At 39.5% G+C, this 14574-nt stretch carries 9 protein-coding genes and 1 pseudogene; 9 read left to right on the forward strand and 1 reads right to left on the reverse strand.

Features of this window, described 5'->3' with window-relative positions; all coding sequences use genetic code 11:
- Positions 1-49 precede the first annotated feature (49 nt).
- From ICI50_RS03290 to ICI50_RS03325, 8 genes and pseudogenes are all read left to right on the forward strand, one after another.
- On the forward strand, positions 50-1078 hold the full coding sequence (locus ICI50_RS03290; protein ID WP_056941173.1) for a LacI family DNA-binding transcriptional regulator: 1029 nt from the start codon (positions 50-52) through the stop codon (positions 1076-1078).
- Positions 1079-1267: 189 nt separating this feature from the next.
- Positions 1268-3181: a sugar MFS transporter gene (locus tag ICI50_RS03295; protein ID WP_188891933.1), complete on the forward strand. Its 1914-nt coding sequence runs from the start codon at positions 1268-1270 to the stop codon at positions 3179-3181.
- 6 nt (positions 3182-3187) lie between these two features.
- Positions 3188-5193 (forward strand): annotated as a pseudogene (locus ICI50_RS03300) (beta-galactosidase).
- A 169-nt stretch (positions 5194-5362) separates the two neighbouring features.
- Positions 5363-6526, forward strand: coding sequence for a galactokinase (locus ICI50_RS03305; RefSeq protein ID WP_056941176.1), 1164 nt, complete (start codon positions 5363-5365; stop codon positions 6524-6526).
- Between the two features lie 10 nt (positions 6527-6536).
- Entirely contained in the window at positions 6537-8000 is a 1464-nt protein-coding gene (locus ICI50_RS03310) for a UDP-glucose--hexose-1-phosphate uridylyltransferase (RefSeq protein ID WP_056941177.1), read from the forward strand.
- 3 nt (positions 8001-8003) lie between these two features.
- Positions 8004-8990: an aldose epimerase family protein gene (locus ICI50_RS03315; protein ID WP_054640570.1), complete on the forward strand. Its 987-nt coding sequence runs from the start codon at positions 8004-8006 to the stop codon at positions 8988-8990.
- 408 nt (positions 8991-9398) lie between these two features.
- A complete protein-coding gene (locus tag ICI50_RS03320) occupies positions 9399-9851 on the forward strand; it encodes a hypothetical protein (protein ID WP_210767451.1) in 453 nt (150 codons plus the stop codon).
- Between the two features lie 150 nt (positions 9852-10001).
- Positions 10002-11273 carry an RNA-guided endonuclease InsQ/TnpB family protein gene (locus ICI50_RS03325; protein ID WP_188891937.1) on the forward strand — a complete coding sequence of 424 codons (1272 nt, stop codon included), beginning with the start codon at positions 10002-10004 and terminating at the stop codon, positions 11271-11273.
- Between the two features lie 325 nt (positions 11274-11598).
- Here the strand turns inward: ICI50_RS03325 and ICI50_RS03330 are convergent, their stop codons facing one another.
- On the reverse strand, positions 11599-12438 hold the full coding sequence (locus tag ICI50_RS03330; RefSeq protein ID WP_188891939.1) for an AraC family transcriptional regulator: 840 nt from the start codon (positions 12436-12438) through the stop codon (positions 11599-11601).
- Positions 12439-12659: 221 nt separating this feature from the next.
- On the opposite strand from ICI50_RS03330, the gene ICI50_RS03335 reads away from it, so the two are divergent.
- Positions 12660-14573 carry a sugar MFS transporter gene (locus ICI50_RS03335; RefSeq protein ID WP_188891941.1) on the forward strand — a complete coding sequence of 638 codons (1914 nt, stop codon included), beginning with the start codon at positions 12660-12662 and terminating at the stop codon, positions 14571-14573.
- The last annotated feature ends 1 nt before the right edge of the window (position 14574 follow it).

A 14574-nucleotide genomic window follows, 5' to 3' on the forward strand; every position in this document is an offset into this window, starting at 1 on the left:
GTTTGTATAATAAAAATAAAAACTTTATGTAAATAGAAAAGAAATAATTATGACAACAATTAAAGAGATTGCCCAAGAATCAGGTTATTCCTCGGCCACGGTTTCTCGTCTGCTTAATAATGACCCCAGCTTATCAATCACGGCAGATACTAAGAATAAAATTTTAGAAATAGCTAATAAATTAGGCTATTGGAAAGATCACCAAGAAAAGAAAATTCGTCCCACGATCGCTTTGCTTTATCGGGTAAATCACCAAGAACAGCTTCAGGATGAGTATTTTACTTCCCTTAAACAAGCATTAATTTCAACGGTAGAGCATGATGCTTTAACGGTAGAGCATGATGCTTTGAAGATGAAAACCTTCTATGATGTAGAAGACTTAATTCAGAATGCTTCTTCTTTTCAAGGCTTTATTGGTGTAGGGGCGGGACCAATTAAGGATTCTAGTTTAAAGAAACTGCATGAGGTCTTGCCTAACGGTGTTTTTGTAGATACTAATCCAGCACCTGAATTATTTGATTCTATTCGGCCTAACTTAGTTTTAACGGTGAAGAATGCCATCGATCTATTTATTAAGAATGGCTACGATCGTATCGGTTTTATTGGTGGCTGGGGACAAAAGCATAACGATATCCAAGAATTTGATGTGCGAACGACTAAATTTGCGGATTATATGAAGGCTAGAGGCAAGAGTACTGAGTGGATGTTTGTTGATGGTCCATTTGGCGTGGATAATGGCTATCGATTGGGGAAGGAAGTTCTGGCTAAGTGCAAAGATAAATTGCCCCAAGCTTTTTTGATTGCTTCTGATACTTTAGCTGTGGGCGTGTTGCAAGCGTTTAATGAAGGAAAAGTAAACGTTCCCAATGATACCGTCATTTTAAGTATTAATAACAGCAACGTTGTTAAATATGTTTCACCGCCTTTATCTTCCTACAATATTAATCAGCAAGAGATGATCGATATGGCATTAGATATTTTGACGAATTTGATTATTAAGCCTGATTGGGCTCATATGGATGTTAGCATGAACACTAATTTAGTGATACGTAAGAGTTTTGTTCCCAAGGCAAAGTAAACTTTTTACTAAACAAAAAAATTTTTTAATAGAGTCTTTAAAAGAGAATGTTGATAGATAGCATTCTCTTTTTTTGTATGTTTCAGTAAATCATTTAGTGAATAAAATAATAATATTTACTACAACAACAAAAGAGTATATAGTAAGCATTGTAAACGATTTCAATAAGCGTTTAGGGGAGGAAAAGAAATGCATAGTCATAAAGTTTCGGGAAAGCAAATTGTTTCCTATGCATCGTTCTGTTTGGGTAACTTAGGTCACTCAGCCTTTTACGGTGTAATGAGTACTTACTTTATTATTTTTATTACTAGCGTGATGTTCAACGGTTTGCAACAATCAGTCGCAGACAAATTGATTGGACTGATCACTGGCTTAATGGTTGTTATCAGAATTGTTGAATTGGCAGTTGACCCAATTTTGGGTAATATTGTTGACAATACTAAAACAAGATGGGGCAAATTCAAGCCCTGGATTCTAGCGGGTACTGTTGTTAGTGCAGCTTTATTGCTAGTTTTATTTACAGGAATCTTTGGTTTAGCACAAAAGAGCTGGGTACTCTTTGCTATTCTATTTGTACTAATTTATATCAGTTTTGACATTTTTTATTCATTATCTGATGTTTCATATTGGGGCATGGTTCCGGCTTTGAGTGAGGATTCACATGCACGTGGTATTTATACTTCACTTGGTGCTTTTTCGGGTGCGATTGGTTGGAATGGCTTAGCAATTATCGTTGTTCCAATTGTTACAGGAGTAACCTTCGCTGTAACCGGTAAACATGAGGAAGGTGCACCTGGTTGGTTGGCCTTTGCGGCTGTAATTTCAGCTTTGGCAATTGTCAGTGCTTTAATTGTCTGCTTTGGTACTAAGGAAAAGCATAATATTATTAGAGATTCTGCCAAGCAAAAGACAACTTTGCGTCAAGTGTTTGGAGCTATCTTCCGTAACGATCAGATCTTATGGCCAAGTTTAGCTTACTTGCTCTTTTCACTGGCCAACACAATCACTTACGGTGTTTTGTTCTACATGTACAAATTCGTAATTGGCAAACCTGGTGATTTCTGGGTAGTAGGTGTCATCGCAACTATTATTGGTTTATTTATTAGTCCATTATTCCCAATTTTGAATAAATACATTCCAAGAAAATGGTTATTCATTGGCGGACAAACTTGCATGTGTTTAGCATATCTATTGTTTATTTTTGGTCGCAGCAATATTTTCTTAATGGACTTAGGCTTAGCTTTATTAAATATTAACTTTGCACAGTTAGTAACTGTTTTGACTGTGACTGATGCAATTGAATATGGACAGCTTAAGAATAGTCAAAGAAATGAAGCCGTTGTCTTAGCCGTTCGTCCGATGATTGATAAGTTTACTGGTGCCGTATCTAATGCCTTAGTTGGTTATGTTGCTATTGCGGCAGGGATGGCCGGTACAGCTACGGCAGCTGATATGACTGCTCATGATATTAGTACGTTTAATATTATGGCTTTGTATATTCCACTGGCTTTAGCAGTTCTATCAATTATTGTTTTCTTAAGTAAAGTAACTTTGACTGAAAAGAAGCACGCTCAAGTTGTAGAACAACTAAAGGATAAATTGGCTGAAGGCGAGATTGAAAAGGAACAAGCTGCAGTTAGTGTGAAAACTCAATCTGTCTACGCACCGGCAGATGGTAAATTAATGGCCATGTCATCAGTTGTTGATGAAAAGGGTCAACCATTCCCAGGCAAGGGCTTTGCAATTGAACCAAGCAGCGGCAAGATCTATGCACCATTTGATGGCACGATTAAGTTCACCTTTGGTACTAAGCATGCCTTCGAGATTATCTCACAAAATGGATTGCAAGTAGTTGTCCACGTTGGTTTAGGTACAGTTAACCTACGCGGTGAAGGTTTTGAAACCTATTATGATGATGGTCAAGCGGTTAAGAAGGGCGATCTGTTGCTGGAATTCGATCGTGATCTAGCTCTTAATAATGGCTATAAAGATACTGTGGTTACCTTCTACACGCAGCCAGGCAGAATTGAGAAGTCTAGTGCGATTCAAGCTGGGACAACTATTAAACATGGTGAAAAAGTAGTAGAAGTACAGTTTAAGTAAAAAAATATGACACAAACTTTAACACGCTTTTTATATGGCGGAGATTATAATCCTAATCAATGGCCTGAAGATACTTGGACCAAGGATATTAAGGTGTTCAAGCAAGCTGATTTGAATTCAGCGACGATTAACATCTTTTCATGGGCATTGCTTGAACCTGAAGAAGGCAAGTATGACTTTAGCAAGTTAGACAAGATTATTGCAGAATTGTCTGAGGTTAATTTTGACATTGTATTAGGTACCTCAACAGCTGCGATGCCAGCTTGGATGTTCAAAAAATATCCGGATGTTGCCCGCGTTGATTATCAAGGCAGACGTCATGTTTTCGGACAGCGTCACAACTTCTGCCCTAATAGTAAAAACTATCAAAGATTAGCTGGTGAGTTAGTAGAGAAGCTCGCTGAGCACTATAGCAATAATCCACATATTGTGGTTTGGCACGTTAATAATGAATATGGCGGCAACTGTTATTGCGAGAATTGTCAGAACGCTTTTCGTGAATGGCTAAAAAATAAGTATCAGACTTTAGATAATTTAAATCATGCTTGGAATATGAATGTTTGGAGTCATACTATCTATCATTGGGATGAAATTGTCGTACCAAATGAACTAGGGGATGCTTGGGTCCAGAAGGAACCGAGACGATTGTCGCTGGCATGTCGATTGACTATCTGCGTTTCCAATCCGAGAGTTTACAAAATCTATTTAAGTTAGAAAAACGAATTATTAAGAAATATGACCCAGAAACGCCAGTGACAACTAATTTTCATAGTTTGCCAAATAAGATGATTGATTATCAAAAATGGGCTAAAGATCAGGATATTATCTCTTATGATTCTTATCCAACCTATGATGCTCCAGCTTATAAGCTGGCCTTTCTTTATGACTTAATGCGCTCACTCAAACACCAGCCATTCATATTAATGGAATCGGCACCTTCACAGGTTAACTGGCAGCCTTATAGTCCACTGAAGCGTCCAGGTCAAATGGCAGCAACGGAATTGCAAGCTGTAGCTCATGGTGCGGATACCGTGCAGTTCTTCCAGTTGAAGCAAGCAGTTGGTGGCTCTGAAAAATTCCATAGTGCTGTAATTGCGCACTCACAGAGAACGGATACCAGAGTATTTAAGGAATTAACTGCCTTAGGAAAAAAGCTGAAAAAGGCTGGTCCAACTATCTTGGGTTCAAAGACTAATGCTAAAGTGGGGATCATCTTTGACTGGAGCAACTTCTGGTCTTATGAATTCGTTGATGGCATTAGCCAAGATATGAACTATGTTGAGTCAATTTTGGATTATTACCGTCAATTTTATGAACGCAATATTCTAACTGATATTATTAGCGTCGATGATGATTTCAGTAAATATGATCTGGTGGTAGCACCAGTTTTATACATGGTTAAGCCTGGATTAGGAGAAAAGATTAACGACTATGTCAAACAGGGTGGCAATTTTGTTACTACCTATATGTCTGGTATGGTTAATGAAACGGATAACGTTTATTTAGGTGGCTATTCTGGTCCACTTAAGGATGTAACAGGCATCTGGGTGGAGGAAAGCGACGCAGTTGTGCCAGGGCATAAGACGACTGTTTCCTTGAATGGTCAAACTTATAATGCAGGCTTCATCTGTGACTTGATTCATTCAGGGGATGCTAAGGTTTTAGCCAAATATGCCAACGAGTTTTATGCTGGCACGCCTGCTATAACTGAGAATGAATATGGTCAAGGCAAGACATGGTATGTTGGTACCAGACTAGATCATCAAGGCTTAACACAGTTGTTTAATCATATTGTGTTGTCTACTGGGGTTAAATCCTTAGTAGGTGATAGTCATAAGTTAGAGGTGACTAAGCGTGTTACCCAAGATGGCAAGAAATTGTACTTCGTTTTGAACATGAGCAATGAAGAACGAGAATTGCCAACTGAATTTAATAATTATCAAAATTTATTAACTGGTGAATTAGCTCAAGTTAAGATGAGAGCTTGGGACGTGCAAGTTTTGGTTAAATAGAATAATTATTTATTGATGTAAGTAAGAGGTTAAATTAGGCATTTAACCTCTTATTTTAATCTCTTAAATAAAATATTTTATTTATTCAAGTAAACTATTTACTAAATAGAATAAATGCCATATACTATTATTTGAAAACGATTACAGATTAATTATTGAGGTACAAACAATGAATAAAGAAGAATTGCTTAAAGAATACGAAAAGACTTTTGGTGAAAAGGCTAAGGATGTCTTCTTCTCACCAGGCAGAATTAATGTTATTGGCGAACATACCGACTACAATGGCGGGCATGTCTTCCCAGCCGCAATTAGTTTAGGTGTCTATGGCGTTTATGGCCCAAGAGATGACAAGAAAGTGCGTTTGTTCTCAGGCAACGTTGACGGTGATATCGTTGAATTCGACATTGATGACACTACCGTAGAAAAGGATGATCGTTTCTGGACTAACTACTTTAAGGGCATGATCACATACTTGCGTGAAAAGTATGACAACATTGATCATGGCTTTAACTTGTATATTAAGGCCAACTTGCCATCAGGTTCAGGTCTGTCATCAAGTGCCGCCATTGAAATGCTCATGGGTATTATCTTGAAGGATGAATTCAACTTGGACGTTGATCGTATTGCTTTAGCAAAGATGGGTCAAAGAACTGAGAATGAATTCGTTGGTTTGAACTCAGGGATCATGGACCAATTTGCCTGCATCATGGGTAAAAAAGACAGTGCTATCTTCCTTGACTGCAACACCTTAAAGTATGAGTACATGCCACTTGCTTTGGGTGATTATGAAATTATCATTATGGCTACTAATAAGGAACATACCTTAGCTGACTCCGCCTACAATAACAGAGTTGCTGAATGTGGCAGCGCATTGAAGAAGTTGCAAAAGAAGCTCGATATTAAGTCACTTGGTGAACTTGATAACAACACCTTTGATGAATATTCCTACTTTATTAATAATGAAACTGAAATCAAGCGTGCGCGTCATGCCGTTAGTGAAAACCAAAGAACTTTGCGTGCTACTAAAGCAATGAAGGACGGCGACTTGGCTAAATTAGGTCGCTTGATCAATGCTTCTCACGTTTCACTTCATTATGATTACGAAGTAACTGGTAAGGAACTTGATACTTTAGCAGAAACTTCTTGGAAACAACCTGGCGTACTTGGTGCAAGAATGATCGGTGGCGGGTTCGGCGGTAGCGCAATTGCCATCGTTAAGAAGTCTGAAGCCGAGAACTTCAAGAAGAATGTTGGTCAAGTTTACCGCGATACAATTGGTTATGATGCTAGCTTCTACGATGCAGAGATTGTTGATGGTACTAAGAGAATTTAAGGGGTAAGTTATGAAGGTTATTGAAAAATTTGCAGACGAAGTAATTAATAGCGGCGCGTACGAACCACTTGATCGTGTCTATGTCATTAACAAAATTCGCGGTTTAGTTGGCGATAACGATGAAGAGGAAAATGATAAGCCAGCCGCCAAGCAATTAGTTGACTTAGCCGTTAAAAATGAAAAAATTTCTGATGACATCACTTCACGTGAAGTCTTGAATGATCAATTATACGATTTGGCAACACCAACACCATCTAAGACTAATAGTATTTTCTGGCAAAAGATGCAAAAGTCTTCTGAAAAAGCAACGGATTGGTTCTACAAGCTTTGTGAAGACAATAATTATGTTAAAAAAGAAGCTATTGCTAAGAATGTGGTCTTCTCAGGCACTAGTTCCAAGGGTCATGGCCTAGAAATTACGATTAACTTGTCTAAACCTGAAAAAGATCCGAAAGCCATTGCAGCGGCAGCTCATGCCACAGGCAAGAAGTACCCACAATGTGCGCTTTGTCTAGAAAATGAAGGTTACAAGGGTGGCTACGGTAAGAATGCTCGTTCTAACTTGAGAATTATCCGCATGAACATTGCCGGTCGTCCATGGGGCTTCCAATATTCACCATATGCTTACTTTAATGAACACTGCATTTTCTTGGATCAAAAGCATATTCCAATGGTGATTAATGAACAAACATTAATTAACTTGGTTGATATTGAAAAGATCTTCCCACACTATTTCGTTGGTTCTAATGCGGACTTGCCAATTGTTGGTGGTTCAATGCTTGCTCATGAACACTACCAAGGTGGTCGTCATACTTTCCCAATGATGAAAGCTGGCATCAAGAAGACCGTTGTCTTTGATTCATATCCAACTGTGATGGCTGGGATCGTTGACTGGCCAATGAGTGACTTGCGTTTAACTAGTGAAAATTCACTGGATTTAATTGATCTTGGTGCAAAGATTATTAAATTCTGGGATAATTATTCAGACACTGCACGCAGCATTAAGGCTTACGATGGTAAGACTCGTCACCACACGGTAACGCCAATCATGCACCGTGAAGGCAAGAACTTCGTGCTTGATCTAGTTTTGCGTGATAACAACACTAGTGACCAATATCCTTTGGGCATTTTCCACCCACACGAAAAGTTATGGCACATTAAGAAGGAAAATATCGGCTTAATTGAAGTAATGGGTCGTGCAATCCTGCCAGGTCGACTCAAGAGTGAACTTGAAGAAGTTAAGAAGTACTGGCTCGGTGAAGACAACAAGATGGCTGCTAGCCACAAGGATTGGGCTGGCCGAGTGAAGGCTGAGAATGAAATCAGCTGGGACAATGTTGATTCAATCATGCAACAAGCTCTAGTTGAAGTCTTTGAACAAGTCTTGCAAGATGCCGGCGTCTTCAAGAACGATGCAGACGGCGACAAGGGTTGGGATCAATTTATCTTAGCATTAACTAGAGAAATCGGCTAAATTATGAAAACAAACTTTGTTAAATATGGTAGAAAAGATGATCAGGATCTCTGTGAGATAACATTGCAAAATGATCACGGCATGACAGTGAAGGTACTGAATTACGGCGCAACGCTGGAGAAGGTACTGCTTAATGGCGAAAACATGATTCTGTCATTGAAGTCGCCTGAAGATTATTCTAAGGAGCGTAATTTCTTAGGTGGTACTGTCGGCAGAATCGCGGGTCGCGTGCGGCATGGTCAATGGAAGCATGGCTTAGAGACGCACCAATTGCCTCTAAATGATGGTGAAAACCATATTCATGGTGGTATCGGGACCGATATGCAAGTCTGGAGTTTCAGACCATCCTGTGATGAAAAAGTAGCCCGCGTTGATCTGACTTTATTTGATCCAGATATGCATAATGATTATCCCGGCAACTTGAAGCTGCATGCTCGTTATGAGCTGGATAATGATAATACCTTGCATTATTGCTTGGAGGCAGTGAGTGATAAGCTGACGATCTTCAATCCGGTCAACCATACTTACTTCAATCTTGGTGAGCATGCGGCAGACTTGAACTTGCAGATGAACGCTGATTATTATTTGCCAGTAGATGCATCTGGCTTGCCTGACTGTGGAATGGTGGAAGTAGCAAATACTGCCTTTGATTTCAGAACTGCTAAGCGGATTGGTGCCGCCTTGGAGAGTAATGATGAGCAAATTAAATTGCGTAATGGGCTTGATCATCCATTCATCTTGAATGGAAATAAGCCAGCTACCGTATTGTCTTCTGCTGAGCATAAGCTGACCGTTTCTACTAATGCGCCAGCCTTAGTACTGTATACGGCTAATCACTTCAACCATACTGGCATCCCTGATAATATCGGCCAGTATGATGGCATTACCTTTGAGGCGCAATGTCCGCCAGCAGAGGGCAATGATCTCGGCCAGATTACATTATTAGCTGGTGATAAGTTCAAGCGGACCGTTGATTGGAAGTTTGAATAAAAATTAGGTTGAAATTGTTTGTACCATTTCAATAATAACGTTTTGATTGAGAGCGAAATTCTTGAGTTGAGAATTTCGCTCTTTTTTCTGCAAATAACCCGAACTATTCCACAAATATTCCGGCAAATAAGAATATCGCTAGCAATTCTCAAGCTTCATCTGCTTTTCTTTTATTTTGCCGTTGTTTGTGATAAGTTAAGTAGCGATTTTGTGTTGTGGAGGAAAAATACAAAGGATGAAAGTAAATGATTTAAAAAGTGGAATTGGCAGAAAATTGCCTTAGCTTGTTATCCTTATATTGTGATCTTGTTGACCGTTTATTTAATGATTCGGTTTCAGATTTTGAAGCATGCAGTCATTTTAAGCAGTGACGCGTTTTTACATTTTCACCGGTTTTACGATACTAGCATGCAGATTAAGACGGGAAATTATTCTTATTTCCAGACAAATTATGGGTTTAATCATTCAGGACGAATTTTTAATGCAATGTATGGTCCATTCTTTGCCTATTTAAATGGGTTGGTACTTTTGTTAGTGCATAATTGGTTTAATTTCCAGATTCTTAGCATTTTTGCCGTCTTCTTAATTGCTGGAATAGGGATTTATCAATTAGCGCTGAAGGCGAAGGTCAACCACGTTATTGCTGTTTTATTGGCGGTAATTTATTTGCAATTTGGCATCGTGGTCGGGATTTTGAAGTTCAATTTCATGGCTTGGGGTGCCGCGTTAGCGCCGTATGCGATAATACACGTTATCTACATGGTGGAAGATAAGCAGCGACCGATTCACTGGTTTAGCTTAGCAATAATTATGTCAATTGTGAGCCAAGTTCACGTTTTATGCAATAAGAACAAACAGTGAGGAGAAAGAACAAAGAATACCTCCCCATCTATTGATGAGGGGATGAATTTGGTCTTTCTCCTGCTTTCTTTTTTGCCTAAATTTATTCTTTCAATGGTAAAATTAAATATGCAAATAATGTCGTTATTTTCAAAAAAGGAGATGAAATTTATGGCTTTTAAAACCAAGCTGGCCGAACAAGAAATTCAGCTTGGCACTAGACAATATCGGATTTATCCAGAGGGCGAAGAAATCGCCTGGATTTGGCAGCTGTTTGGGGCTAATCGTTTTGTCTGGAATCAGTTTGTGGCCACCTTTGAAGCACGCTATGAGGCCAATCCTCAGCTTAAGTTTCCCAAGATTGGGATCTTGAAGAGTTGGCAGCCTTTAATGCGCAAAGAGCATGCCTGGCTTAAGAAAATCAACAGCACTTCTTTGCAGTTCACAGTCGAGCGCTTTAGCGATGCGATGTGGGCCTTTTTAACTAAAAAGCAGATCAAGCAAGGCAAGCCTAGATTTAAAAGCCGTAAGTATTATTCTCAAACAGCAACGATTAAAAACGTTAAATATCAAACCAAGGCTGGCGCTCAAGCGCAGATTAAAGTGCTTAGCCCTCATCATTTAAGAATCGGCAAGCATAACGGTATTACGCTGAGAACTAGTTCTTTGAATACTTTGAAAAACGTTAGAATCCAAAAAGCCGTCATTTCTTACCGGCAGGACTTAAACTGCTACTATATCAGCTTTTCTGTGGTGAAAAACAAGCGACAGTTGGCTCAATACAGCGCTAAGTCTAATAAGACAGGCAAAAAGGTCGGTATTGACGTTGGGCTAGGCAAAGAATGGCTGGTTACCAGTGATGGCCGCCGCTTTAACGTGCCTGACACCTTTGAGCTGGAAAAAGAAATGATCAGGCGTCAAAGTCATTGCGACCGTAACCGCACAGCGATTGAGAAGCGAGTGGCTAGATTTAATCATGAGCATGAAACTAAGATTGATAAGTATGATTATTCTAATTGGCAGAAGCTGAGAAAGACCAAAAGCAAGTACCAGCTGAAGATCAGAAACATCAGATATGATTACTTGCAGAAAGTGACCACTGAACTGGTTAAAAGCTATGATGTGATTGCCATTGAGGATTTGAAAGTCAAGAATCTCATGGGCAATCACAAATTGGCGCACAATATCGCCAATGCTTCTTGGGCAATGTTCAGAAGATTGCTAGCGTATAAATGCAAGTGGTATGGCAAGAAATTAATTGTAGTGGCGCCGCAGTACACTAGCCGCATCTGTTCGGAATGCGGCAGAAAGAATCCGCGGTTTGCGCACATGAAAACTAGAGACTGGCTAGCAGTCAGAAACTGGACTTGTCCCTACTGTCAAACAGATCATGATCGAGACGAAAATGCCGCCAAGAATATCTTGGCTAGGGCAATAAATTAAGAAAATAACAGATAAGGCTTGGGCCAAGCCTTGCTAAGATAGGCCGACCGCTATGCTCTGGTGGGAATTAAAAAGCCACAAAGCTTAAGCATATTTGAGCAGACATTTTTGAATGAAGAGCAAAAGTCAGGCTGTTCGCAGAAAAGCTCTAATAAAGAGACCACCCATCTATTTGATGGGTGGTAAGTCATGATGCCAACTTGGTTCAAGGTATTGTTAGTAATGACGATTGCTTCATGGTTAGCTGTAATTGGCTATGGTATTTATCATTGGCGTTTTAGATAAAAAAAACAGGATTGTTTCAAAATAGAGCAATCCTGTTTTTTTAATCCTGTTTTGGCAAACTCTGGCGGTACATCTTCGGACTGAAGCCGCTGTATCGTTTAAATGCCTTAGAAAAAGTGAATTCATCGCTATAGCCTACGGCACGTGATACTAGTTGAATTGGATCATCTGTATTAGCTAAAAATTCTTTGGCGTTTTCCATCCGTAGATTGATCAAAAATTGTTGCGGCGAGAAGCTAAGATTATTTTTGAACAATGTATAGAGATAACTTCTAGAAATATCCATCTTGTTGCAGAGATCAACGATTGATAAATTGGAATTATCAAAATTTTGTCTTAAGTAAGTGATGGCAGCACGCAATTGTTCATCCTTGGTGATAGAGTTCTTTCTCTTCTTGGTCGGATATTCGACATTGAGATTATAGAAAGTGAAATACAATAATGCCCCAATCAAGATGTCATTGGTTAAAGAATTGGGAGAATGAGCTGCATTGAACAAATCATTCAAACTTTGACAGAATTTACTGCCTTGCACCTGCTTGAGGTAATTTTGCGTAGATAAGAGCGATCCCGACAGCATGGCTCTTATTTTAATTCCAGATAAGCCCAGCCAGAAGTAGCTCCAGGGTTCTTGTCCGTCGGCTTGATAGAAGCAAGGTACACCTTTCGGCAAAATAAAGACATCCCCAGCTTTGAGCGATACCATTGAATGATTGGCCGAGGCAAAGGTACCCTTGCCTTTTTGAATATAATGAATTACATAATTATTGCGCACGTTATTACCTTTGAAAGAGTAGTTAGGTTTACAGTTTTCTTGCCCCCAGAACAAGATATTGCTTTCCAGGCTTTTTCCGCTTAAAGTTCTATATGATCCATCCATAAAAATCCCCTTTAATTTTGCCATTTAAACATGATTTTATGTTTTCGACAAAGTTAACTAGTTCAATAATACTACTAATCTTAATAAAAAAGATGTCAAAATGTTTAATAAAAATAATGACATGAACTAGAAAAATGACGCTATGGAGAAAATCCTCTCTAGATGTGATAATTAATAACGTAATGAAAGCGAATACATAGTTATTATTTAGAGGGGGGAAGATGTCACTGGGCGCACGCCTTGCGTACAGCTTCGGTGCCTTTGGTAACGATTCATTCTATGGATTGCTATCAGGCTACCTAATTATGTTTATTACGTCGCACTTGTTTAACACAGGTAATGCGGCAGAGGATGCCAAAATGATCAGTATAGTTACTTTGATCATCATGGCTTTAAGAATCGTTGAGTTGTTGATCGATCCGTTCATCGGAAATGCGATCGACAGAACCAAGACTCGCTGGGGCCACTTCCGTCCTTGGGTTGTAGTTGGCGGATCAATTTCAGCAATTATCCTGTTAATGCTCTTTACCAATTTAGGTGGTTTGTATCAAAAGAATGCGGTTTTGTACATGATCGTTTTTGCTGTCTTGTACATTACCATGGATATCTTTTATTCATTTAAGGATGTCGGCTTTTGGTCAATGTTGCCATCATTAACTACTAATTCACGTGAGCGTGAAAAGACAGCTACTTATGCTCGTGTCGGTTCAACTGTCGGTGGTGGTTTAGTTGGTATCTTAGTTATGCCAGCCGTTATCTTCTTCTCAGCTAAGGCAACTAGTACAGGTGACGACAGAGGTTGGTTCATCTTTGCCGCAATTATTTGTGGTATTGCCTTCGTCTCAGCTTGGTGTGTTGGTTTATTCACTCGTGAAGTTAACAGCGATATTCGTAAGAACAAGCAAGATACTAAAGGTATCGTTGGTATTTTCAAGGCTTTGTCAGGTAACGACCAATTAATGTGGGTAGCATTAGCTTACTTATTCTACGGCATTGCCATTAATATTACTAACTCACTTGAAGTTTACTACTTCACTTACATTATGGGCATGCCTAAGGCATTCTCAATCTTTTCAACTATTAATATCTTCTTAGGAATCTTGGCTACTTCATTGTTCCCAGTTTTATCTAAGAGAATGAGTCGTAAGGCGCTCTTTACTACATGTTTAGTAGTTATGCTTTGTGGTATGGGAATCTTTGCCTTCGCTGGCAGCAATTTGCCATTAGTATTATTAGCTGCCTCAATCTTTGGTTTCCCACAACAGATAGTCTTCTTGATCGTTTTGATGGTGATTACCGACTCAGTTGAATACGGTCAATTAAAACTTGGTCACCGTGACGAAAGTTTGGCTTTATCAGTTCGTCCGTTAATCGATAAGTTCGGTGGTGCCGTATCAAACGGTGTTGTTGGTCAAATTGCCATCATGGCCGGAATGACTACAGGGGCTACTGCCGCTTCAATTACCGCAGCAGGCAGAACCAACTTCAAGTTAATGATGTTTGCCGTACCAGCTGTCATGCTTGTCATTGCCATCATTATCTTCGCCAGCAAAGTTATCTTAAGCGAGCAAAAACACGCAGAAATTGTTGCTAAGCTTGAACAAACTTGGGGCAAGAAGTATTCTGGTGATCAAGATGCTAAGCAGGCAAACGGCTCAATTGAATTGCCAACTCCAATTGCTGGTCAACTAATGAACTTGTCTGAGGTAAATGACCAAACATTCTCATCTGGTTCTGTTGGTCAAGGTTTTGCTATTAAGCCAAGCGACGGTCGTGTACTTGCACCATTTGACGCTACAGTAAGACAGGTATTCACCACTAGACATGCCGTTGGTTTGGTTGGCGATAACGGTGTAGTGCTCTTGATTCACATTGGTCTTGGCACAGTGAAGCTGAAGGGAACAGGCTTTATTTCTTACGTGACTGAAGGACAAAAGGTTAAGAAGGGTCAAGAATTGATTGAATTCTGGGATCCAACGATCAAGAAAGCCGGCTTAGATGATACTGTTATTATGGTGGTTACTAACTCTAAGGACTTCAAGAATATTAAGTTGACAGCTCAAGCAGGCACTGAAGTTAAGGCTGAAGATAATGTGATGTCGTTAGAAGCTAAAGCCAAGGCTGCAAGCAAGTAGG

The sequence above is a fragment of the Lactobacillus kefiranofaciens genome (genome assembly GCF_014656585.1).
GTDB classification, from domain to species: Bacteria; Bacillota; Bacilli; order Lactobacillales; family Lactobacillaceae; genus Lactobacillus; species Lactobacillus kefiranofaciens.